A 22,858-nucleotide genomic window follows, 5' to 3' on the forward strand; every position below is an offset into this window, starting at 1 on the left:
GTGAGTGATAAAAAATATACTACGGACATAGATAAACCTATAACAGAAGTTGAAATTAATAAGTATTATCTTGTTATAGGTACGGAGGCAAATGCTACATATGCATATCAAAATGCAAAAGTTACCTTTTCTTCAAAAATAGCTAAACATCAATACTTAACAGGCCCTAATTTAGATTGGGGGCATGCATTTTTTTATGTTGTTGAAAATGATGATGTTTTTAGTTTTTTTAGCTTTGGACCAAGTGCTGGGAAAAAGCTTGGAGACAATAAAATTATGGGAAATGCCTCAACATGTCAATATCCTATTGGTGAAGTTGCTCAATTATATGTTTTAGATATTAATGTAGATGAAGCAAAAAAAATCAGAAATGAAGTGAAAAAAATGTATGAGAAGACAAATAATCAATTTTATAATCATGAAACAAGTGAATGGGAGCAAAAAGTAGTAAATGATAAAAAATATCGTGCGATGACTAATGAAACCTGCGCAAAAGAAGCTTATAGAATTCTTTCAAGTATTTTAAATGATAAAATTCCTAATGCTTATGGTTATGTAAAAATGTATGGTATATCCAAAAAAGCTATATGTCCTTTTGCTTGGAATGAGCATTTATCCAATTCTAATTTAAAACATTATAGTTATCCTGAATATCCAAATGTAGGAAAGGCAAAAGAGCTATTAGCTGCTTTTAAGTTAGATAATGATAAAGAGAATGAAAATTTGAAATATACATATTTTTTAAGAACACCTTCAGCTAATAGTATGGGCTATGGTGTTATGGTTCCTGAATTTGATCCAGTAAATACTACGGATTGGTTCTTAATCGAGGGGGATGAAGACCCTCTAAAAATTTATTCATATTTTAATGGTTAGATAATGAATTATTTAAAACTTATTAGCCTCTTATTTTTTTTAATTTTCAGTTCTGTAGTAAACTCTAGACCGATGGATAATATTATGATTGATAATACTATTGTTTTGATAAATGAAATCACAAGAGTGGGTGAAACAGAAAAATGGAATAGTAGTCTTTTTTTTGAAGGACCTTTAAAAGTACATGTGCTAAAAGATGGAACTTTAACTGACCACGGAGTATATGTTTTATCTAAAAATAAGTTTGGCTATCCAGCTAAAATTCAGGTTCTCAATTTAAATGATAGGAATAATAAATATGAATTTATTTTCTCGCCATCAAATCAGCCAGTATTTAAAAAAGCCATAAATGTAGATGTTAATTTACTTAGAGATAATAATATTATTTTTAAATATTCTGAGTCTGTAAAAGAAGGATCTTCACTTTATTCTAGTCCATATAGTCCAAATTTATTATATAAGCATGTTTTTGTTAATCAAAAAAAACCATTTATTACTTATGAATTTTACTCCACAATGAATAAAATTGAAGATCAAATAAGCTATGTTAGATTAGTAGTTGTTTTTAATCAGCATAAATAAACCTGCCGAAGTGGGTTTATTGACTTACATATTTGGATAGTTAGGACCATCACCACACCTCAAGTGTTACCAAAGTGATGTTTTGAGAAAGATCTTTAATATCAAAAGTCTTACAGTGAACGCAGTTTGCTGCGTTAATCTGGAAGTGTTTAGAACCACCATCATTTTCCATGATTTCATATACACCAGCAGGGCAGTAAGGCTGAGCAGGTTCATCCCATTTTGGCAAGTTGACATTGACTGGAATTGTTGAATCAGTCAATTTACCATCTGGTTTTGGATAGTCGTTCAAATAATCAGGTTTTTTTAAATGATCGGCTTTTAGGTAGATCTAATAATCTTGTAATGTAACCTTATTGTTGGTCATTTTAAAACTGTCCAAGACCACCTTATGTGGTGGTTTATTATTTGGATTATGTGAATAACCGATAAGGCTGTCATACGAGGGTTTTTCTACATTTCCCTTGGGGTTTTTAACAGCCATGCTATCAGGAACGGTACGCTCAAGTTCACGTGTAATCATGGCAAAATCTCCCATAATGAAAGAACCACCTTGGATCGTGACGATATTTTTTTGGTTTCGTTCAATAAGCTGTTTGATTTCAGTTTTAAGATTTGGCTCACTGCTTGGTGAAGTATGCGTTTGTTGTGCTGTATCCTCTGTGGGTTTGGATTCAGAGGGTGTTTTTGCACAAGCGGATAAGGCTAAACTAGAAAGTAAAAGGGCGATTAGGTTTGTTTGCATTATATCTTTTTGAATCATAATGTTATTTGAATATGGTTTAAGCATAGCTTAAATTTTATTCCATAGGAAGATCGTTGTGTTAACACGAGTATAAATAAAAAAATTATTGATATATAAAAGTAATACGTTTCACGAGACTAAATTTAGTCATGCATGGTTGAGTAAAATGATGAGTGAAACTATACCAAGCATTTCTAAATCTCCAGAACAAATATTGCAAGCAGAATTAAATAAGGTTCAAGTAAAATGAAATTACTATATGTGTGGATAATTTTATTAACTGGTTGTTCTTCTCAAAATATTGAATATCAAACTACAAATATTAATTTTGGAAAGTTTAAATATTCTCAATCTATGTATAGTGGAGAAAAAACTTATCAAGGTTTTATTACAAGTTCTTCTTCTTTGAAAGAAATTTCTGAAAAAAATGCATGCCCTGTTTCTAAATTAAGTTGTGTAGAAAATCAACTCACTGTGAAAGGTGGGCTAGATATCGGCTCAGAAGAAGTTAACGGACAATTATATAAATATACCGCTCATGTTGAAATATGTAAAAATGGTGATTGCTCAGTTGATATTAAAAAAGAAAAAATTGATACGGAGTGCAGAATTGAATTAAGTAAAAATTACTCAAATAATATTTATCAATCTAATCAGTCAAAGCTAACCAACGCTAATTTCGAATAACTCAAATCAAATAATAATAAACCCGCCGAAGCGGGTTTATTGATTTACATATTTGGATAGTTAGGACCACCACCACCCTCAGGTGTTACCCAAGTGATGTTTTGAGAAGGGTCTTTAATATCACACGTCTTACAGTGAACACAGTTTGCTGCATTAATCTGGAAGCGCTTAGAACCATCATCATTTTCCATGATTTCATAAACACCAGCAGGGCAGTAACGCTGAGCAGGTTCATCCCATTTTGGTAAGTTGACATTGACAGGAATCGTCGGGTCAGTCAGTTTTAAATGTGCTGGCTGATTCTCTTCATGTACCGTATTAGAAACGAATACAGAAGACAAACGGTCAAAAGTCAATTTACCATCTGGCTTTGGATAGTTTGGTTTAAAAGTAGAAGCATCTACAGTTTTCAATGCGCTAAAGTCAGGCACAAGATCGTGTAAAGTAAATGGAACTTTAAAGATATTCTGGTCGATAAAGTTAAATGCGCCACCCATCCATAAACCAAATTTATGCATTGCAGGGCCAAAGTTACGAGAACGATGTAACTCTTCTTTTAACCAACTGTTGTTGAATTTGTCTGTATAGGCAGTCAACTCTTTCGCAAAGAAGTCTTCACCCTCAGTCACACGAGCAATGGCTAAATCACCACCTTTTGCATGACCTGCTTGGATTGCTTCAAATACAGCTTCACCACACAACATACCTGATTTCATTGCGGTATGAGAGCCTTTGATTTTAGCAAAGTTTAAGAAACCAGCATCATCACCAATCAGGCATCCACCCGGGAAAGTCAATTTCGGCAGTGAGTTTAGACCACCTTTTACAACAGCACGTGCGCCATAAGAAATACGTTTGCCACCCTCAAGATATTGCTTGATCAGTGGATGGGTTTTCCAACGTTGCATTTCAGCAAATGGATACATATGTGGATTTTCATAAGATAAATCGACAATCATACCCAAAGTCACTTGGTTGTTTTCAGCGTGATATAACCACCACCCCCCTGACGAACCAGTTTCAGCAAGCGGCCAACCTGAACCATGCATCACCAAACCTGGTTTATGTTTTGCAGGATCGATTTCCCAAAGTTCTTTAATCCCGATACCGTAATGTTGCGGATCGGCATCTTGATCTAAGTTGTATTTTGCAATTAAACGTTTACCGAGATGTCCACGGCAACCTTCTGCAAAAATCGTATATTTGGCATGAAGTTCATAACCAGGCGTGAAGTTATGCGTCGGTTCACCATCTTTACCAACGCCCATATCACCGGTTTGAATCCCTTTTACAGAACCATCTTCATGATAAAGAATTTCTGAAGCAGCAAAGCCCGGGAAAATAGAAACTTCTAATTCCTCAGCTTTTTGACCCAACCAACGAACCACATTACCCAATGAAATGACATAGTTGCCATCGTTGTGCATGGTTTTAGGAACCATCCAATGCGGTGCTTCTTGAGACTTTTCAGCAGACATCAGGAAATAAGTCTTGTCTTCAGTCACAGGCACGTTTAAAGGTGCACCTTCCTCTTTCCAGTTGGGGAAAAGTTCATTGATTGCACGAGGTTCAAGTACAGCACCAGAAAGGATATGCGCACCAACTTCAGAGCCTTTTTCAACCACACAGACAGAAAGATCTGAAAGGTTGTTTTCAATAGCCAATTGACGAATTTTAATCGCAGCAGAAAGACCCGCAGGACCTGCGCCTACGATCACTACGTCAAACTCCATCGATTCGCGTTCGATGTGTTCCATGTAGGACTCCTCATATTTCTAAGGGTGGCAACCGTGAGCATTTATTGGGAATTAATAAATCGGTGCTGCCATGAGTGTTCTAAAAATTCCGTGATACGAATTAACGCTCGTACCAATAATATATTTTGCGCTAGTATAGTTATAAACCTTAATCTAGCCAATTGGCTGAGTCGTATTATTTTTTAGTCAGCAAGGCATAAACCATGGTAAATCAAAATAATTCAACATCAGCGGCTCAAAATCAGCCTGATTCTGATAATAAAAACTTAATGTCTATTGCACAATACTTAAAAGGTGTACAGGTGGGTCACAAAAGGTCAATACCTCCTTTAGAGCAATGGCAACCAAAGCATTGTGGCAAAATGGATTTGAGGGTAAAAGCCAATGGCGAATGGTGGCATGAAGGTCAATTGATTAAGCGTCAAGCGCTATTGGATCTGTTTACAAAAGTGCTTTGGAAAGAACAGGGAAAATTCTATTTAAAAACGCCGGTTGAGCAGATTGAAATCGAGGTTGAAGACGAACCCTTATTGGTGAATCAGGTTGACCAAGTCGTGATTGATGGGCAGACTTATTTACAGGTCACAACCACCAATCAAGACATATGCTTGGTGGATGCGGAACATGCTATTTTTATGCGCGAATATCAAGGTGAGCTGAGACCTTATGTACATATTCGTTTTGGTATAAATGCTTTGATTCAACGCAATGCTTTTTTTCACTTGATTGAGTACGGAACCTTACTTGAAAATGATCAAGGAGATACCATTTTGTCTTTACAAAGTGGTGATTTTCACTTGCAATTAGGCACTTGAGGTTTAAGCTAGTTAATTATTTTCAACACCTATCCATAGTGGATCAAATGAGCGCTATTCTTCCTCTGTATCCTTTAGAAAATCCCATGCCAAAAGCTTTGGCAAATGCACCTATTGGGATTTTTGATTCAGGAATTGGCGGGCTTTCAATTGCACAAGAGATTGCCAATTATCTGCCGAATGAACGTATTGTTTACTATGCAGATACAGCGCATGTCCCTTACGGTCCACGAACCGATCAAAATATTCGCGAATTAACAGCGCATGCGATTGAATGGCTGTATCGCCAAGGCTGTAAAATTGCGGTTGTCGCTTGCAATACGGCATCTGCTTTTAGTCTCGATTATTTACGTGATCATTATGGTGAAAACTTTCCTATTGTGGGATTGGTTCCCGCATTAAAACCAGCAGTTTTACAAAGCCAGTCTAAAGTGGTTTCAGTGTTGGCAACACCTGCAACTTTTCGAGGGCAACTGATTAAAGATGTGATTCAACGCTTTGCAGAGCCTGCCAAAGTGGAGGTACTCACCATTACCAATTTAGACTTGGTTCCGCTGGTTGAATCTGGACGTTATAACACACTAGAGTGTAAGCAAAGCTTACAAAAGGTTTTGGATCCTGCGGTTGCGAAAGGTGCAGATTATTTGGTTTTGGGATGTACTCATTACCCGTATTTAAAGCAAAGTATTCAAGAGCTTTACGGTGCTCAATTAAGCTTAATTGATTCAGGCTTGGCAGTTGCGCGACAAACGGCACGTATATTATTGAAAAATGAGTTAATATCGACTGATTCGCAAGGAGCAGCTGTTCGGTTACAGTGTTTTGTGAGTGGACAGAATGCCAAAGAATTAGAAAATGTCCTCAAGCATCTCATACAGCCGGAAATTACATGGTCTATCGAAAATATTGTTGAAAAACTCGGCTAATTCTTTCAATATTAGAAAGATTTAATATTTTTTAATAAGTGTAGGGCATATTCTACTTAAAGCTCAAGGATGGACTTAAGTTGAGTATGACAAGAATGGGTTAACCTATGCTCGATAAACGTTATCAAGTTTTTATTACAACATCTGGCAAAGAAATGCAGCCAGAACGAATGGTTGTGTCTCAAACATTGATTGGGATGGGGTTCTTTTCCTGGGGGTTAGAGCAACGTACACCTTTAAGTACTGCTTTTGCTCGTCGTCAGATTGATGATTGTGACTATGTGCTGTTGTTATTGGGTAGCCAATATGGTGAGCAGTCTGTTTCAGGGGTAAGTTATTTACATTTGGAATATATTTACGCAGTGACCAAGCAGAAGCCAATTATTGTGTTTATGCATGAAAATCCAGAGTCACGTGAATCACATTTGAAAGAAGAAAGTGCAATCTTAAAAGACAAATTTAATGAATTCCGCCATCAACTGCAAAAAGAAGTTGAGCAAGTGGTGACTTACCGAACCTTGAGAGATTTAGAGTTAGCCGTGCGTTCCTATATGCCTCAAATGCTGGAGCGTTATCCTGTTGTAGGTTGGGTAAGACCTCAAAATATTCAGGTTTTGCAAGATGAGATAGATCGTTTAAAATCAAAATTGGCGCAGGTTTCAGTTGAGCAAGGACAGAAAGCAGCAGATCCATTTTTAACCTTACCAAAAGTTTCACTGCATGAAGTGTTTAACTTTGATTACCGCATGCATGCTTATCAAGATGGTAATTTTAGGGAGCTTTCTCCGGCACGTGAAATGACTTGGGCGGAGTTGTTAAAAATATTATCTGTTGAATTCAGGAAACCGACACCTGAGGATTTTTTCTCCAAAGTACTCAATGACTATTTAAATAATACAGGTCTGACAGACGCACAAGTGGTCATGCCGCGTGCGCATGCCGTATCTAGAGCACAGATTAATATACGTTCTTTACATACGATTAAGCAACAAGTCCGTCAAAATGAATGGATTGTTCCTGTCGGACGAGATGACCGTCAGCGCATGTTATGGCAAATGACTGACAAATGTGTCAAATTACTGGAAAATTCACAACGTATCAGTCATCGTTCCTCTATTTTTTAAGTGTACGCAGTGTCAATATACAGATAAAAATTCTGTTTATAGATTGACTCTGTTAAGCTGATATTTAGAGATCATGGTATTGTGCAAACAGAGTAAAAATGTCTTTATCCAAACCTAAAGTCCTGATTGTTATTGCCAATCTAGGGACACCAGATGCACCAACAGCGCCTGCGGTTCGGGCTTTTTTAAAGCAGTTTTTATCGGATCAGCGTGTAATCGAAATTCCCAAGCTGTTGTGGGCAATTATCTTAAATGCTTTTGTTCTGCCGTTTCGTCCCAAGCGTGTAGCGGAAGCTTATGCGCAGGTATGGGCTGGTGATTCACCGATGCGGGAAATCTTATTTGAACAAGTTCGAGGGCTTCAACAGAAATTGAGCCCATTCAATACTGATTTTGATTTAACCATTGTTCCTGCAATGACATATGGTCGTCCGGGTATTGATCTTGTGCTACGTGAAGCTGAGACACAGCTTTATGACCATATTATTCTTTTTCCTTTATTTCCGCAGTATTCCGCAACCTCCACAGCTCCGTTGTACGATGTCGTTGCAAAGTGGCTGCTCAGGCAACGAAATATTCCGGGTCTAAGCTTTATCCGGGATTATTATCAACATCCTTTATATATTCAGGCCTTAGCCAACAGTGTTCGTGATTATCGGCAGCAACATGGTCAAGCGACAAAATTATTGATGTCTTTCCATGGTATTCCACAGCCGTATGCTGATAAAGGTGATCCATATGCAGACCGTTGTCGAGTTACGGCACAAAAGGTTGCTCAAGCACTTCAGCTCAATGATGATGAGTGGGCGATAAGCTTTCAATCTCGTTTTGGCAAACAGGAATGGGTGAAACCCTATACGGATCAATTGTTGCAACAATGGGCGGAGCAAGGGGTGGAATCTGTACAAATCCTTAGTCCGGCATTTTCAGCAGATTGTTTAGAAACATTGGAAGAATTGGCCATTCAAAATGCTGAATTATTTTTGCAAGCGGGTGGCAAGCACTATGCCTATATTCCTGCATTGAATACTCGTGCCGATCATATTGATCTATTGGGGCATTTGTTAGAGGCGCAACTGGATGCTTTAAAGGTACAGTTGCAGGCTTAGAGTCTGTTGATACTTCATCATTGTCTGCCTAGTTTATGTTGTGAACAGATAATCTAATGCATGGTTGAAATGTCAATAAATTCTACTCTTTTAGGAAAATTATTATGCTACAAGTTAAAATTGTACCCGTAACGGCATTTGCCCAAAACTGTTCGATTGTTTGGGACTCAGAAACAAAAGAAGCGGTATTGATCGATGCAGGCGGTGAACCTGAAAAATTAAAACAAGAGGTTGAAGCGCTGGGTTTAACAGTAAAAGCATTATGGTTAACGCATGGGCATTTGGATCATGCTGGGGCTGTGGGGGCACTGGTTAAAGTATGGAATGTGCCCGTGATTGGTCCCCATAAAGAAGATCAATTTTGGTTAGAGATGATTCAAGACGTATCTGCTCGTTATGGCTTTCCTATTCCTGAACCAGTGAACGTTGATCAGTGGCTTGAGGGTGGTGAAACGCTGAAATTAGGGCAGGAGGAATTTGAGGTTCGTTTTGCACCGGGTCATACACCGGGTCATGTCATCTTTTACAATGCCAAACATGCGGTTCTGTGGACGGGTGATGTGTTGTTCAAAGGTTCAATTGGCCGCACAGACTTTCCAAAAGGCAATCATCAGCAATTACTTGATTCAATTCAGCGTGAATGCTTTAGTTTGCCCGACAACACCCAATTTATTTCAGGGCATGGTCCTATGAGTACAATTGGTTTTGAAAAACAATATAATCCATTTGTGGCAAGTCAAGCAGGCTAAGTGTCTATCTAAGCTTGCTATCACATAAAATAAAGCTCAGTCAGTGTTGGATAACGCAATGAATGGGCTCAAGTTCTTTCATTTTCTATTTATGAGACGATGAAGTATCAACGTTTTATAAAAGGATTGGCTGATCGGTTTTGTGCTTCTAAGACAATCAGTAGAATTGAAGCCGCAAAGAGGACTCCAATAAGAATCAGTGATGCATCCAGTGCATAAATGCCTAGCGTGGTAAAAAACACACATAAAATGGCTAACATCGCAACAAAAACTTTTAAACCTATATACATCTTGTGATACTCCAGTTGAGTTTCAATGAAACTATTTTTTAATTTTTTATATGGAAAAATGTGACATTAAACACGCAATGATCATATAACTAAGCGTGTGTTAAAAAGTAGGCGTTTATTGTGAAATATATATGTCTATTGTGTTTAAATTATAAAAAACTGTTTAATCAGAACAAGGGCGTTACATTCACTCAAAAATATAAAATAAAAACTGTCTTAATTTCGGATTTTGATTTGCCCCATCGGGCATGATAAATAGTTTCTGCTCATTTTTAACGATAACGACTATCGAACAAAATATTAACTAAACAGGGTCTACAAGGGTAGCATTTTTATTTAGAATAAAATTTAAACACTGCTGTTGCACTGAATCAGGTGTTATTTTTTTAAATAAGAGAATCAGGTGTTATTTTTTTAAATAAGAATTGAATTTGGAGAAAAATTTTATGCAATGGATAAAACCAGCTTTTACTGACTTACGAATTGGTTTTGAAGTGACCATGTACTTTGAAGCCCGTTGATTATTTTATCTTCAAACCAAAATAAGCCCTAGCCTTGATCTGGGGCTTATATCTTTATCATCAGATCTTACTGCTATGTATATTTATATATTGGGTTCAGCTGCAGGTGGCGGATTTCCACAATGGAATTGCAATTGTGTCAATTGTGATGGTATCCGTAAAGGCACGATTCAAGCCAAAGCTCGAACACAATCTTCGATTGCCATTTCTGAAAATGGCGCGGACTGGGTATTGTTAAACGCTTCCCCCGATATTCGCCAGCAATTATTCGATTTTAAGGCTGCCCAACCAGCGCGTAAATTACGTGATACTGGTATTAGCGATGTCATTCTGATGGACAGTCAACTTGACCATACATTAGGGCTTCTTAGTTTACGTGAAGGATGTCCAATCTCTGTATGGTGTACTGAAATGGTCTATCAAGACCTCAGTACGGGTTTCCCTGTATTTAATATATTGAAGCATTGGAATGGTGGACTGCAATATCACCAGATTGACCCGAAACATGCTTTTCGAATGGATCGCTTCAAGCATTTGCAATTCATTCCCTTGCTGATTCAAAGTGCGGCTCCGCCATACTCACCCCATCGCCATGATCCGCATGAGGGGGACAATATTGCTTTAATTATTAAAGACCAAAAAACAAAAAAGCAGTTATTTTACGCGCCTGGTCTTGGGAAAATTGATGACATGATTATGGAGACGATGAGGAACTCAGATTGTGTGATGATTGATGGGACGCTTTGGACAGATGATGAGATGCAAAAATGCGGTGTAGGTGTTAAAACTGGAAAGGAAATGGGACACCTATACATCAGTGGTGAAGGTGGATCATTGTCTTATTTGAATCAGCTTTCAGCCGTAAAAAAAGTACTGATTCATATTAATAATACCAATCCGATTTTAAATGAGAACTCCATTCAATTTGCTGAACTTCAAGCAAATGGAGTAGATGTTGCTTATGACGGAATGTACATTGAACTTTAATAAGATGCCCTATGAATCAAATACCAAAAGCGTTGACACCAGAAGAATTTAAACAAGCGATTGTAGATAAAGGACAGTATTACCATATTCATCATCCGTTTCATGTCATGATGGAAGAAGGAAAGGCCAATCAACAGCAAATTCAGGCGTGGGTTGCAAATCGTTTCTATTATCAAATTAATATTCCTCTTAAAGATGCCGCGATCATGGCAAATTGTCCAGATCAACGGGTACGTCAGGAGTGGATTCAACGAATGATTGATCAAGATGGTGAGTATCCAGATGGTGGGGGACGAGAGGCTTGGTTGTGTTTGGCTGAAGCTGTAGGTCTTCGACGTGAACAGGTGATTTCTGAAGAGCTAGTTCTCCCAGGGGTACGTTTTGCTGTAGATGCTTATGTCAACTTTGCACGTAGAGCGTCATGGCGGGAAGCCGCGAGCAGTTCATTAACTGAATTATTTGCCCCTAAAATACATCAATCGCGGTTAGATTCATGGCCAAAACATTATCCTTGGATTGATGATAAGGGATATCAATATTTTCGCGCTCGATTAGGTCAAGCTCGACGAGATGTCGAGCATGGGTTAACGATTACACTGGATTCATTCACCAGTGATCAACAACAGCAACGAATGCTGGAAATACTACAGTTTAAACTGGATGTTTTATGGAGCATTTTAGATGCTTTAACTTTGGCTTATATACACAATCAAGCCCCTTATCATACTGTGACTAAAGAACCAGCCTGGCATAAAGGATTATTTCGATGAGCAGTAAACAACTTGATCAAAACCTTATTCCTATTTGGCGCTCTGGCTATCGTTTTCAATTTGAACCGGCACAAAATAGTTTTGTTATTTTATATCCTGAAGGCATGATCAAGTTAAATGAAAGTGCTGGCGCAATTGGGCAGTGTATTGATGGACAAAATAGCATTTTAGACATTACTGCTTATTTAAAACAACAATTTGGTGATGTTGCTGAAATAGACAGTGATGTTGTTGATTTTATGTTGGTTGCTCAACAACAATACTGGATTGATTTTAAATGACGGCGGATATTGGACTACCTTTATGGTTATTGGCGGAGTTAACCTATCGTTGTCCATTACAGTGCCCATATTGTTCCAATCCTTTAGACTATACACAACATAAAAATGAACTGACCACAAAAGAATGGTGTGATGTTTTTGATCAGGCTCGTCAACTGGGTGCTGTGCAACTGGGCTTTTCTGGTGGAGAGCCTTTGGTTCGTCAAGATTTAGATCAATTAGTTGCACATGCGCATCAACAAGGTTTTTATACCAATCTCATCACTTCGGGGATGGGTTTGACGGAACAACGAGTGAGTCGTTTAAAACAAGCGGGTCTTGATCATATACAGGTGAGTTTTCAGGCAAGTGATCCACTGGTAAATGATGCATTGGCAGGTTCAAAAGATGCTTTTGAACAAAAATACAACATGTGCCGTATCATAAAAAAATATGCATATCCCATGGTGCTAAATTTTGTCATTCATCGGCATAACATCGATCAGATCGAACAGATGATTGAGCTGTGTCTAGAGTTGAATGCGGATACAGTTGAATTAGCAATCTGTCAGTTTTATGGATGGGCTTTTTTAAATCGTCAGTATTTATTACCCACTCAGGCACAATTGATACGTGCTGAAAAAATTACCAATGTATATCGAGAAAAATTACGTCTGCAAAATCATCCCTGTAAACTTATTTTTGTGGTACCTGACTATTATGAAGAGCGCCCAAAAGCATGTATGAACGGTTGGGGGAAAATATTCTTGACGATAGCACCAGATGGTCTGGCGCTACCCTGTCATGCGGCTCGTCAGTTACCGATGACTTTTCCGAATATCCGTCAACAATCTTTAGCAAAAATTTGGTATGAATCCATGGCTTTTAACCAATATCGTGGAGATGCTTGGATGCCTGAAGGTTGTCGCACATGTCCTGATAAAGACCGTGACTTTGGTGGCTGTCGCTGCCAAGCCTATATGTTAACGGGCAATACATCTGATGCTGATCCAGTCTGTGCTAAGTCGCCATATCATCATTTGATTGAACAAGCACGGGCAGACAGTGAACAGGATGTTTCCCTCAGTAATTTGATTTTTCGCAATAGTAAAAATTCTAAACGAATGAATAATCAGCTTTCTGTTCTAAATATTTCAGATTGATGATTTTAGCGAGATGTTCAGTATGTACATTGATACAATGCCAATTTTTGATGGTCACAATGATGCTTTAACACGACTGTGGTTATCTGATGATCATGATCCTGTCGATGCTTTTATCCATCAACAATTGCCTGGACATCTGGATTTAAACCGCTGTCAAAAAGTGGGTTTTGCAGGCGGCTTTTTTGCTATTTTTCTGCCACCATTCGACTATCTCAAGCAACATCATCCGAATAAGCTTTTAGATCAAGGTGTTGATAACTTTACCCAGCAACAAATTGAACAGATTTGTTTGCAACAGCTTGATTTAGCTCAACAGTTGACTCAACGTTCGTCCAATATTCAAATCTGTACTTCTGTTGAAGACATTGAACACTGTATCACTGAAAGAAAGCTGGCGATCGTCCTGCACATGGAGGGTGCAGAAGCTTTACAACACGATCCTGAACTCTTGGATGTCTTTTATGATGCAGGGCTACGTAGTATAGGACCGCTATGGAATAGGCCAAGTCAATTCGGACATGGTTTAAATGCTGGATTTCCTCATTCTCCCAATACAGGTCCTGGTCTTACAGCTGAAGGTAAAGCTTTAATTGCACGTTGTGCTGATAAAAAGCTGCTTGTTGATGTGTCTCATATGAATGAGCGTGCTTTTTGGGATACCGCAGAGATTTTAGCGCAACCGATTGTTGCAACCCACTCCAATGCTTATCGATTGTGTCCACAAGCAAGGAACTTAACCGACACTCAATTAAAAGCGATATATGATAGTCAAGGTTTGGTTGGGGTGAATTTTGATGTAGCGTTTTTACGTTCAGACGGGCAGCGAAATACCGATACACCCATTGAGGTGATTTTAGATCATTTGGAATATCTCATTCTGTATTTAGGTGAAGAGCATGTAGGCTTTGGTTCTGATTTTGATGGTGCACTGATCAGTAATGAACTCAATGATATTATGGGCATGTCCAAACTCATCAGTGCAATGCAACAACGTAATTATTCAGATCAATTGATTGAAAAAATATGCTTTAAAAATTGGCTCAAGGTGCTTCAACGAATATGGGCAGCCACATGAGGGGTTAATCCTCATAATCATCCTCATGGCGTCTTTGGTCCATTTGAGGCGCATCTTGAGTTGGAAGTTTATATTCTTCATTTGCCCAGGCACCGAGGTCAATCAATTTGCATCGATCAGAACAAAATGGGCGAAATTCATTTGCTTCCCATGTTGAGGGTTGACCGCATCGTGGACAAGGAAATGTTTTAGGCATACAGAAATTCTCATTTAAAAAAAGCAAAACCTGCAAAGAATTGTTAAACTTGCAGCGATTTTTCTTAGTTTGATCTGATTATGCCGATTCGTCAATTTCAAGCACAGCGTATGCATGCTCCTCGTGATTTTCAACGTATTGAAAATACTCCTATTTGTGTTGAAATCGGGGCAGGAAAAGGCAAACATGCATTATTATTTTCGGAGCAACATCCGGACTTGAGCTTGATTGCAATTGAGCGAACGCGCGAAAAATTTTTGGCGATGCAAAAACAGCATCAATCAGAAGGACAAACGAATTTAACCCCAATTCATGCCGATGCATTGCCCTGGGTTGTACACGCATTGTATCCAGCGCAGGTGCAGCAGTTCTTTATTCTCTATCCAAATCCTGAACCACATAATCCGGCGCAACGCTGGTTAAATATGCCTTTTTTTGAGTTTTTGATTTCCAGACTACAACCAAATGGCAATATTACATTGGCCAGTAATATTCCTGAATATATCGCTGAAGCTGAACAACAGTTGCAAGAGGTTTGGAAACTTCCTTATGAGAAACAAATTATTGCATCAGATTCAGCACGAACACATTTTGAAATTAAATACTTAGAACGTGGTGAGTTGTGTCAGCAATTGATTATTCGTAAGCCTGAACATTATTCAACTCGTTTTGATGAGATGCAGCCTCGTCAAGGTCAGGCTGTTGAAACGCTGTCAGAGCAAGCGCATGTTGATTAAACGAGTTGCAATTGTTGGCGCAGGTCCAGCAGGCTTAATGGCTGCTGATGTGTTGAGTCAATATAAAAATTATGAGATTCATATTTTTGAACAAAAGCCATCGGCTGCCCGCAAATTCTTGATGGCTGGAAAAACGGGACTGAATATCTCACATGCCGAAGCGTTTGAACAATTTATTCAACGCTATGATCAAGTGGAATGGTTAAAACCCTGGATTCAAAAATGGGATGCAGCATGGATTCAACAGTGGATGAAAGGTTTAGGCGTCGAATCCTATGTCGGCAGTTCTGGACGGATTTTCCCTGTAGAAATGAAAGCTGCACCACTGTTAAGAGCATGGTTGAAGCATTTACTTGAGCAGCAGATTCAATTTCATTATCGTCATCAAGTGATTGACCTGAAACATCAGCAACTCAAGATGATTGATTTAAAAAGTAATCAAATCAATGAGCAGAAATTTGATGCGATTATTTTGGCATGTGGTGCTGTGTCATGGTCTCGTTTAGGCAGTGATGGCGCATGGCAAAAATGGTTGTCCTCATCTGAAATTGAAACTTTTCAACCCAGTAATGCGGGTGTAGTTTATCCATGGTCAGACTATATGCAGTCTGTTTTGGGTCAGCCTTTAAAGCGAGTAGATGCTTGGGTTGAGCCTTCGGTTAAAACTCAAGGTGATATCGTTATTACCCAGTATGGCTTGGAAAGTGGACTCATCTATAAGCAAGGACGCTCATTGCGTCACCTGATTCATCAAAGTCAACCACTAGTCATGTATCTGGATTTGTTACCCGATCAATCTGTTCAACAATTGGTACAAAAATTACAGCCATCTAAAAAACAGTCGACTGCCAATATCTGGCGCAAAGCAGGCTTGGACACAGCAAAATCCAGTTTATTACGTGAATTGGTCGACAAAGCACTCTGGAGCGATCCAGAACGATTGGCACAGCAGATCAAACATTTAAAAATTGAATTACAGGGATTTCGTCCTATCGAAGAAGCGATTAGTTGTGCAGGCGGTGTAAAAGAACAAGCATTGATGCAGGATTTACAGCTCAAATCTCTTGCATCAGTATTTTGCTGTGGTGAAATGCTGGATTGGGATGCGCCTACAGGTGGCTATCTGTTAACAGCTTGTTTTGCTACCGGTCGAGCAGCAGGTGAAGGCGTGCATCAATATCTTTCTGAATCGTCATAAAAAAGGATTTATTTCCGCTAAAAGCAGATATTTTATGCTAGTTTTATCGTGTAACTAATCATTTTTTCACATGGTGAGATTTTCAAAAATGTCTGCTGAAAAATTATATACAGGAAGTTGTTTGTGTGGTGGGATTCATTATGAAGTTCATGGTGAAATAGGTCCAGTCATCCAATGTCATTGTAAACGTTGCCGAAAAGCCAATGGTACGGCATTTGCGACCAATGCACCCATTCAAAAAGCAGACTTTAAAATCGTAAAGGGTGAGGAATTGCTCAAACAGTTTGCATCCACTCCGACAACGACGCGATGTTTTTGTCAGGAGTGTGGCTCGCCGATTATGAGCATCAAAGCCGAAGCCCCAGATACCTATCGTTTAAGAATTGGAACACTCGACACGGCATTGGAACATCAACCCACCATGCATATTTATGCAGCCTACAAAGCAGAGTGGGATACGATTTGCGATGGTTTACCTCAATATGATGAACGACCATAAGTAGTAATAAAGGGATCAATTTGATCCCTTTGATTTTTCTATTACGATGAGAGCATCTGGCCATTTCACTAAGGTTTATCACACTGAATGAAATGCCAATAGATCTTATTTCTCTGTTAAAGCAACATCATCAAATTGAATGCCATCCCATCCGTTTTGCATAAATTGACGGATATTTTGATGGTCTGATGCATCAGGTGTAGCCAAAACAGAAGCATAATGTTCTGCGAACAAGCTCAAGGTTTGCGCTTGATCAAGTTGATTTAACTGAGCAAAACAAAAAACTTTTGCACTGCCTTGGTTTTCTGTTGCAGCATTACATTGTTGACCGTTTTGAAATGCAGTTGGACTATGGGTATAACGCGCTTCGATATAACTGATCACATCAGCAAATTTTGCTTCGCCAGCTTGAAGTTGTTTCAATAAATCTTGAACCATGATTTGAGAATTCCATATTCAATCGTGCATATAGCATAACCGATCGTTCATGGATCAGTAATGTCCTTGTGTGTTTTGCTCGATAAATTATTTTTTAATTGTATTTGTTAGAATCGAATGCTTGAAGGAAATAATCATCGTGCCTTATGAACCGACATCGTTTAAAAAAACCGACCAATGGCGTTACTTTTAAATGTATTGCTTTTTTTGCGCAATGCTCATTTTTACTTGGTTTGCGCCGTATTTTGATGCGTCTTGTTCCTTTCTTGCAACTACACAGCCAAGTGAAAAATATTGTTTATTTGTCTTGGTGGGTTGATATAGAGCAGGTGCGTTCACGTTATCCAAGTCATGTGCAGTTATTAGAAAAGCAAGGCAAAACGATTTTTACCATTTTGACTTATCAACACCAACACTTTGGTTTTTCTTTCTTAGGTCCTTTACGCCAGTTCATGCCATCACCTCAACAAAGCAATTGGCGGTTTTATATCGCACCCGAACAACAAGCCAAAACAGTGATTTTTGAACAGGTCGTGATTGATCAGAAACTTTATGTACTGAGTGGACGTTTGGCGAGTGATGTGATGCCCGCACAATATGCCCAGCAATTTGTCCATGAAAGAGAGGATGATATAATTCAGACGCAGATTGAGCTTGATGCACTTTATCGACTCTCCTGTTCAGTTCAGATCAATACAGATCAGCATTTACCTCAAACGTGGAAAACGTTTTTTTCTTCGTGGCGTGAGGCCATTACTTATCTGGTAGACCAAGATCATGCATGGGTAGAATGGGTTGATCAGCCGGAGCGATTATCACAAGGTGATATTGAAATGCCTTTTGATTTTAATCAAATTCAAGCGGCTCAAGTGTCCAATATCGATTGTCCACTGCTCCATCAGTGGGGAGTTAGAGAACAAGATGTCTTTGCATTTGTGGTTCCAGCTTTGAATTTTTATGTAAAGAATGAGACCCCTATCGATGAGAATACTTCGGATTGTTGTGAAAAATGTGGATAACTTTGGGCTTATACACAAACACAGTGGTAGCGGCTTATTGTTGTTACAAGACGTTATTTAAACAAAATTTAAGGAATTCTGAACATGAATTGGCTTTTGGTCGCATGTGGTGGTGCAATTGGTGCAAGCTTACGTTATGGAGCAGGTTTTGTGATTTCTAAACCCCATAGCCTTTTTCCTTGGACAACATGGTCAATCAATATTTTAGGTTGTTTCCTTGCAGGCATTTTCTTTGCTTTTACTCAACGTTATCCGATTTTACAACAAGAAACGCGTTTGTTTCTCATGGTGGGAATCCTGGGTGGCTTTACGACTTTTTCAAGTTTTGGTTTAGAGACGTTTCAACTCATTCGACAAGGTCAATTTCCCATTGCTTTGGCCTATACGGTATCCAGTGTTATTGTCGGGGTGATTTTTTTAGCGATCGGTTTTTATATTTTCCAAATGATCTTATCAACAAAATAGTATAAATAAAAAAAGCCTAAGTTTAGAGGGGTAACTTAGGCTTGAACAACAGTTAAGGTTTAACGTTTAAAGCGTGCAAAACGCTTATTAAAGTTAGCTATACGACCTTCATTGCTCGCTTGACGGATTTCACCCGTGTAGAACGGATGAGAAGCACTGGATATATCTAATGTTACATAAGGATATACTTTACCTTCATGTTCTTTGGTATTTGCTGTCTTGATCGTACTGCCAATCACGAAGAATGCATTGGCATTGGTGTCATGGAACAGCACTTCGCGATATTCTGGATGGATACCTGGGCGCATGATTTGATCCTCTGGTTATTTTGATTTAATGAAATATTATAACATAACATTTAATTTGTAAAGTCTATTCACATTTGGATTGAATGCATCGGATGAATTGGTTTGGTATTACAGGAAATAAAAAAGAAATCTAAGCAGGAGGAGGATGCTTAGATTTCAAATATGCTTTTAATTTAGATTGCTTAGCTTAAAATAAGATGAATCCATCTAGACGCTGATCATTATGATGTTGATCCTCCGCATCTTGAGCTTAAATGATCAGCTTTTGGAATTTACGCTTTCATCATTTTTTAATTCCACAATTTTAATGTCTACATCTTCTCAATCTTGCAGTGGAACCAGTTCTTCGAAAAGATCGTTTAAATTATCATGAACCTTCAGTTGAATCAGATTCCAATATTGTCCTGAAATGGTACGATTTACCATTAAAGTATCTGGGGAAGGCTTAAATACATCCCAATATTTCAATGATTTTTTCACCAGCTTGATTCCATCATGGTGGGCTGAGTTTTCAGCGAAATCATAATGTGTCGTAAGTGGGCGTAATAAAACTTCCAGCCATGCTTTATAAAGTTCTTCAGGGAATTTGCCTGTTTCAGCCAATGCATCTAAATCAGTTAAATGCTGCTCTATTGCGGTGATATCTTGCTTTCTTGCAGCTCTGACTAAGGCTTTAAAATGGGTGATAATTTCATTGGATAAGGTTTTTACCCCTCCAAAATCATAAATAATCACACTCCCATCTTCACGGAAAGCAAAGTTTCCAGGATGTGGGTCGCAATGAAAACGTTTCAAGAAAAAGATCTGTTGACCAAGTGCCAAAATTAAACGTCGCCCAATTTCATTTCGAATATCTAAGTCCCAAGTGCTGGCTGTTTCGATACTTTCACCTTTTTCTAGACTCAAGGTTAAGATACGTCGGCTTGAATATTCATTGAAAACTTTGGGAATAATAATTTTTGTATCCAAGGCCTGATGAAAAGTTCTAAACACTTGGAGGTTTTGAGCCTCAATTTCGTAATTCAATTCTTCATGCAAACTGTCCTGAATTTCTTTAAAAAGACGATCTTGTAATTTTTTATCCACTTTCAATACGCCCATAAGACGCAAGGCAAGCCGGACTTGTTTTAAATCACTTTCACAGGCTTCATCTACTCCAGGATATTGAACTTTGACCACCACTTCGGTGCCATTTTTCATTGTTGCCTTATGAACCTGACCAATTGAAGCTGCGGCAAAAGGCTGTTCATCAAAATACAAAAATGCTTGGTCAATGGGTTTACCGAGTTCTTTTTCTACTTGTTGTTTAATTTCAATAAAGGGCATCGCAGGTGCCTGGCGTTGCAGTTTAGCAATCGCGCGTGCAACTTCAGGTGGGAAAATATCTTTGTATTGAGAGGCGATTTGCCCGACTTTCATCACGGCACCTTTCATTTCACCTAAGGTATCTGCGATTTGTATGCCAATATCTTGAAATAGCTTGCTGCGCGCTTCATTTTTTTGATCTTCATCTGCATTGAAGTTACGAATTGAATTCGATACCGTTTTTGTCGCAATACTTGCAGTCATGCTGGCAAGTTTCATAAAGCGGCGACCGGGTGTACTGGTACTTTTCGACATTCGTAATCATCCTTCAGTTTAGATTAGATGTTTGATTTATTTTGATCATAGGCGACTATTGTTAAGCTGCCTACTCTAATTTGTTAAGTATTTGTTTATACTTTGATTTTTTCGATATTTAAATACGTTGGACAGTATAAGCCTGTTTTTGTGTATTTTGGATTAAAATGTTTTCATCTATTTATATAGTTGTAACTGAATGAAAGTTTATCGATATTTAACCGGCAAAGATGATGTTCATTTCTGTGCAAGGGTGAGTAAAGCACTCAATGAGGGTTATGCACTGTATGGTGCTCCAACCATGACGTTTAACGGTACTGATGTCATTGTTGGGCAAGCCATCGTCAAGGAAGTTGCAGATGTATCAAAGATGTCTGAGAAATTTCAACATGCATATCAACTACAATCTGAATAAATAGGTAAATATACATTCCTGATAAACATTGTGTTATCTGTTCAAAGTGTCTGATTATTGAGACAGCTGATGTATGGTGCAGAGTATAAAGATCAGTTTGATTTTACTTTTCTTAGAAAAATAATGCCGTTAAAGCAACAGCATTATTTAAAAATTTAATCATGAGTTTTGTGCCAAGCGTTTGTTATTGGTATATAAGCGCATAAGTAACAAGATGCAAGCAACTGTTAATCCAATAATCAGACCTGTCCATACACCTGCAGCACCCATATCGGTATAACGTGCCAAATAGATTCCAATCGGGAAGGCGATGATCCAATAAGCCAGCATCGTGATCCACATGGGACCTTTGGTATCTTGCATACCACGTAAACATCCCGCAGCACTGACTTGCCAAGCATCCATAAGTTGGTAAGCGATTGCAAATAAAATTAAATAGATCGCAGCTTGAGATACATCATAATCACGAGTATAAACAGAAACGATTTCTGGACGTAATACCAAGAGCAACAGCATAGTTGTACAGGCAAATAGGGTACTGGTCATCAAACCAACTTTTTGTACTTTACGCATGGCAAACCAATTCTTTTCACCATAATAAGTTCCTGTGCGTATCGTCAACGCCAAAGCGAGTGACATTGGGATCATAAACAGTTGAGAAGTGACCGATAAGGCGATTTGATGTGCAGCAACAGTAATCTCACCCAAAGGGCTGAGTACAATTGCACCCGTACTAAAAATACTGACTTCGAAGAAAATCGCTAAGCCAATCGGTAAACCCAGTTTGAGAATACGCTTGATGAGTACACTGTCCACTTTCTCAAATTTATTTAAGGGTTGAGTCGCCTGATAGCGTTTTGCTTTAAAAATATAAGTACTGATTGTAATGAACATGAGCCATTGCAGTAATGCTGTGGCGAAACCACAACCTGCACTACCCAAGTGGGGAATAGGACCAATACCGTACATAAAAATAAAGTTGAGTGGGATTTGTACGACCAATGCGACAAGGCTGATCACGGTGACAGGGCGGGGGTAGCCCAAGGCTTCGGAATAACCCCGTAATGTCGAATACATGGTAAATGCTGGCATACCGAAAGCAATTGCATGAAGAAACAGACTGGCTTTAGGCAGCAGTGACTCTGGAACACCGACGAGTGGCAATAACAATGGAATGATTTGTAAAACCATCATTCCGATTAATCCCAGTAAGAAGGCAACCCATAACGATTGGCGTACGATAGACGGTATTTTTTCAGGTGTACGTGCGCCATTGGCTTCAGCCACCAAAGGTGTCGTTGCAATCATGATTCCGCTGAACAGCAGCATCACTGGAATCCATAAACCGACGCCCACGGCAATTGCGGCAAGATCTTCGGCAGACATATGCCCAGCCATGATCGTATCAATTAATCCAAAACCTGCCGCAGCAAATTGAGTGATTAAAATCGGGAGCATCAAATGAAACAGTTGCTTTAATTCAAAGCGGGTAGTCGTGGCTTTTACTGATACAGACACTGGAAA

The 22,858-nt window shown here is 38.7% G+C and carries 28 protein-coding genes and 1 pseudogene; 20 read left to right on the forward strand and 9 right to left on the reverse strand.

Translation table 11 applies throughout. From position 1 onward, the window contains the following. A complete protein-coding gene (locus OSH00_RS07930; protein ID WP_266129984.1) occupies window positions 1–876 on the forward strand; it encodes a hypothetical protein in 876 nt (291 codons plus the stop codon). A gap of 84 nt (window positions 877–960) precedes the next feature. Beyond that, the gene (locus OSH00_RS07935; protein ID WP_266129985.1) at window positions 961–1,458 is read left to right on the forward strand and encodes a hypothetical protein; all 498 of its coding nucleotides are present in this window, start codon (window positions 961–963) and stop codon (window positions 1,456–1,458) included. A 24-nt stretch (window positions 1,459–1,482) separates the two neighbouring features. Here the strand turns inward: OSH00_RS07935 and OSH00_RS07940 are convergent. Beyond that, window positions 1,483–1,744 (reverse strand): annotated as a pseudogene (locus OSH00_RS07940) (4Fe-4S dicluster domain-containing protein); the annotation flags it as partial. A 45-nt stretch (window positions 1,745–1,789) separates the two neighbouring features. Continuing rightward, window positions 1,790–2,203, reverse strand: coding sequence for a hypothetical protein (locus OSH00_RS07945; protein ID WP_266129986.1), 414 nt, complete (start codon window positions 2,201–2,203; stop codon window positions 1,790–1,792). Between the two features lie 246 nt (window positions 2,204–2,449). On the opposite strand from OSH00_RS07945, the gene OSH00_RS07950 reads away from it, so the two are divergent. Beyond that, window positions 2,450–2,890, forward strand: coding sequence for a hypothetical protein (locus OSH00_RS07950; protein ID WP_266129987.1), 441 nt, complete (start codon window positions 2,450–2,452; stop codon window positions 2,888–2,890). 44 nt (window positions 2,891–2,934) lie between these two features. Here OSH00_RS07950 and OSH00_RS07955 read toward each other — a convergent pair whose 3' ends face one another. Beyond that, complete coding sequence (locus OSH00_RS07955) at window positions 2,935–4,647, reverse strand: electron transfer flavoprotein-ubiquinone oxidoreductase (protein WP_266129988.1); 1,713 nt, start codon at window positions 4,645–4,647, stop codon at window positions 2,935–2,937. A gap of 203 nt (window positions 4,648–4,850) precedes the next feature. On the opposite strand from OSH00_RS07955, the gene OSH00_RS07960 reads away from it, so the two are divergent. The 5 genes from OSH00_RS07960 (at window position 4,851) to OSH00_RS07980 (ending at window position 9,370) form a co-directional block, all read left to right on the forward strand. Continuing rightward, complete coding sequence (locus tag OSH00_RS07960; RefSeq protein WP_266129989.1) at window positions 4,851–5,462, forward strand: DUF1285 domain-containing protein; 612 nt, start codon at window positions 4,851–4,853, stop codon at window positions 5,460–5,462. A 47-nt stretch (window positions 5,463–5,509) separates the two neighbouring features. After that, window positions 5,510–6,388 (forward strand): glutamate racemase, encoded by an 879-nt coding sequence (gene murI, locus OSH00_RS07965; RefSeq protein WP_266129990.1) that lies wholly within the window; start codon window positions 5,510–5,512, stop codon window positions 6,386–6,388. 107 nt (window positions 6,389–6,495) lie between these two features. Continuing rightward, a complete protein-coding gene (locus OSH00_RS07970) occupies window positions 6,496–7,512 on the forward strand; it encodes a DUF4062 domain-containing protein (RefSeq protein WP_266129991.1) in 1,017 nt (338 codons plus the stop codon). Window positions 7,513–7,610: 98 nt separating this feature from the next. Then, on the forward strand, window positions 7,611–8,621 hold the full coding sequence (gene hemH, locus OSH00_RS07975; protein ID WP_266129992.1) for a ferrochelatase: 1,011 nt from the start codon (window positions 7,611–7,613) through the stop codon (window positions 8,619–8,621). A gap of 104 nt (window positions 8,622–8,725) precedes the next feature. Next, on the forward strand, window positions 8,726–9,370 hold the full coding sequence (locus OSH00_RS07980) for an MBL fold metallo-hydrolase (protein WP_266129993.1): 645 nt from the start codon (window positions 8,726–8,728) through the stop codon (window positions 9,368–9,370). 107 nt (window positions 9,371–9,477) lie between these two features. On the opposite strand, the gene OSH00_RS07985 is transcribed toward OSH00_RS07980, so the two are convergent. After that, the gene (locus tag OSH00_RS07985; RefSeq protein WP_266129994.1) at window positions 9,478–9,660 is read right to left on the reverse strand and encodes a hypothetical protein; all 183 of its coding nucleotides are present in this window, start codon (window positions 9,658–9,660) and stop codon (window positions 9,478–9,480) included. A gap of 446 nt (window positions 9,661–10,106) precedes the next feature. Here OSH00_RS07985 and pqqA point away from each other — a divergent pair, with 446 nt between their 5' ends. The 6 genes from pqqA (at window position 10,107) to OSH00_RS08015 (ending at window position 14,439) form a co-directional block, all read left to right on the forward strand. Continuing rightward, window positions 10,107–10,181, forward strand: a complete 75-nt coding sequence (gene pqqA / locus OSH00_RS07990; RefSeq protein ID WP_009584944.1) for a pyrroloquinoline quinone precursor peptide PqqA — start codon at window positions 10,107–10,109, stop codon at window positions 10,179–10,181. Window positions 10,182–10,256: 75 nt separating this feature from the next. After that, window positions 10,257–11,168, forward strand: a complete 912-nt coding sequence (pqqB, locus tag OSH00_RS07995) for a pyrroloquinoline quinone biosynthesis protein PqqB (protein ID WP_266129995.1) — start codon at window positions 10,257–10,259, stop codon at window positions 11,166–11,168. Window positions 11,169–11,179: 11 nt separating this feature from the next. Further along, on the forward strand, window positions 11,180–11,938 hold the full coding sequence (gene pqqC / locus OSH00_RS08000; protein ID WP_266129996.1) for a pyrroloquinoline-quinone synthase PqqC: 759 nt from the start codon (window positions 11,180–11,182) through the stop codon (window positions 11,936–11,938). Then, window positions 11,935–12,219 carry a pyrroloquinoline quinone biosynthesis peptide chaperone PqqD gene (gene pqqD, locus OSH00_RS08005; RefSeq protein WP_266129997.1) on the forward strand — a complete coding sequence of 95 codons (285 nt, stop codon included), beginning with the start codon at window positions 11,935–11,937 and terminating at the stop codon, window positions 12,217–12,219. The genes pqqC and pqqD overlap by 4 nt, the downstream gene beginning before the upstream one ends. Beyond that, complete coding sequence (gene pqqE / locus OSH00_RS08010; protein WP_266129998.1) at window positions 12,216–13,361, forward strand: pyrroloquinoline quinone biosynthesis protein PqqE; 1,146 nt, start codon at window positions 12,216–12,218, stop codon at window positions 13,359–13,361. Before pqqD ends, pqqE begins: the two co-directional genes overlap by 4 nt. 22 nt (window positions 13,362–13,383) lie before the next feature. Beyond that, window positions 13,384–14,439 carry a dipeptidase gene (locus OSH00_RS08015; RefSeq protein WP_266129999.1) on the forward strand — a complete coding sequence of 352 codons (1,056 nt, stop codon included), beginning with the start codon at window positions 13,384–13,386 and terminating at the stop codon, window positions 14,437–14,439. Between the two features lie 4 nt (window positions 14,440–14,443). Here the strand turns inward: OSH00_RS08015 and OSH00_RS08020 are convergent, their stop codons facing one another. Then, window positions 14,444–14,635 (reverse strand): DNA gyrase inhibitor YacG, encoded by a 192-nt coding sequence (locus OSH00_RS08020; RefSeq protein WP_196074441.1) that lies wholly within the window; start codon window positions 14,633–14,635, stop codon window positions 14,444–14,446. Between the two features lie 74 nt (window positions 14,636–14,709). Between OSH00_RS08020 and OSH00_RS08025 the strand changes: the two genes are divergently transcribed. The 3 genes from OSH00_RS08025 (at window position 14,710) to OSH00_RS08035 (ending at window position 17,069) form a co-directional block, all read left to right on the forward strand. Beyond that, window positions 14,710–15,372 carry a class I SAM-dependent methyltransferase gene (locus OSH00_RS08025; RefSeq protein WP_266130152.1) on the forward strand — a complete coding sequence of 221 codons (663 nt, stop codon included), beginning with the start codon at window positions 14,710–14,712 and terminating at the stop codon, window positions 15,370–15,372. After that, a complete protein-coding gene (locus tag OSH00_RS08030; RefSeq protein ID WP_266130000.1) occupies window positions 15,362–16,570 on the forward strand; it encodes a TIGR03862 family flavoprotein in 1,209 nt (402 codons plus the stop codon). The genes OSH00_RS08025 and OSH00_RS08030 overlap by 11 nt, the downstream gene beginning before the upstream one ends. A gap of 88 nt (window positions 16,571–16,658) precedes the next feature. Next, on the forward strand, window positions 16,659–17,069 hold the full coding sequence (locus tag OSH00_RS08035; RefSeq protein WP_266130001.1) for a GFA family protein: 411 nt from the start codon (window positions 16,659–16,661) through the stop codon (window positions 17,067–17,069). A 105-nt stretch (window positions 17,070–17,174) separates the two neighbouring features. Here OSH00_RS08035 and OSH00_RS08040 read toward each other — a convergent pair whose 3' ends face one another. Beyond that, on the reverse strand, window positions 17,175–17,507 hold the full coding sequence (locus OSH00_RS08040) for a HopJ type III effector protein (protein ID WP_266130002.1): 333 nt from the start codon (window positions 17,505–17,507) through the stop codon (window positions 17,175–17,177). A gap of 146 nt (window positions 17,508–17,653) precedes the next feature. On the opposite strand from OSH00_RS08040, the gene OSH00_RS08045 reads away from it, so the two are divergent. Beyond that, window positions 17,654–18,526 (forward strand): DUF2071 domain-containing protein, encoded by an 873-nt coding sequence (locus OSH00_RS08045; RefSeq protein ID WP_266130003.1) that lies wholly within the window; start codon window positions 17,654–17,656, stop codon window positions 18,524–18,526. Window positions 18,527–18,610: 84 nt separating this feature from the next. Next, window positions 18,611–18,991, forward strand: a complete 381-nt coding sequence (crcB, locus tag OSH00_RS08050) for a fluoride efflux transporter CrcB (protein WP_196074437.1) — start codon at window positions 18,611–18,613, stop codon at window positions 18,989–18,991. 59 nt (window positions 18,992–19,050) lie between these two features. Here crcB and OSH00_RS08055 read toward each other — a convergent pair whose 3' ends face one another. Further along, complete coding sequence (locus tag OSH00_RS08055) at window positions 19,051–19,299, reverse strand: type B 50S ribosomal protein L31 (protein ID WP_266130004.1); 249 nt, start codon at window positions 19,297–19,299, stop codon at window positions 19,051–19,053. 321 nt (window positions 19,300–19,620) lie between these two features. After that, window positions 19,621–20,919 (reverse strand): ABC1 kinase family protein, encoded by a 1,299-nt coding sequence (locus OSH00_RS08060; RefSeq protein ID WP_266130005.1) that lies wholly within the window; start codon window positions 20,917–20,919, stop codon window positions 19,621–19,623. A 199-nt stretch (window positions 20,920–21,118) separates the two neighbouring features. On the opposite strand from OSH00_RS08060, the gene OSH00_RS08065 reads away from it, so the two are divergent. Next, a complete protein-coding gene (locus OSH00_RS08065) occupies window positions 21,119–21,334 on the forward strand; it encodes a DUF1737 domain-containing protein (protein WP_266130006.1) in 216 nt (71 codons plus the stop codon). 159 nt (window positions 21,335–21,493) lie between these two features. Here OSH00_RS08065 and OSH00_RS08070 read toward each other — a convergent pair whose 3' ends face one another. Then, entirely contained in the window at window positions 21,494–22,852 is a 1,359-nt protein-coding gene (locus OSH00_RS08070; RefSeq protein ID WP_338150153.1) for an MATE family efflux transporter, read from the reverse strand. Between the last annotated feature and the right edge of the window lie 6 nt (window positions 22,853–22,858).

This window comes from Acinetobacter nematophilus (genome assembly GCF_026344175.1).
Lineage (GTDB): Bacteria > Pseudomonadota > Gammaproteobacteria > Pseudomonadales > Moraxellaceae > Acinetobacter > Acinetobacter nematophilus.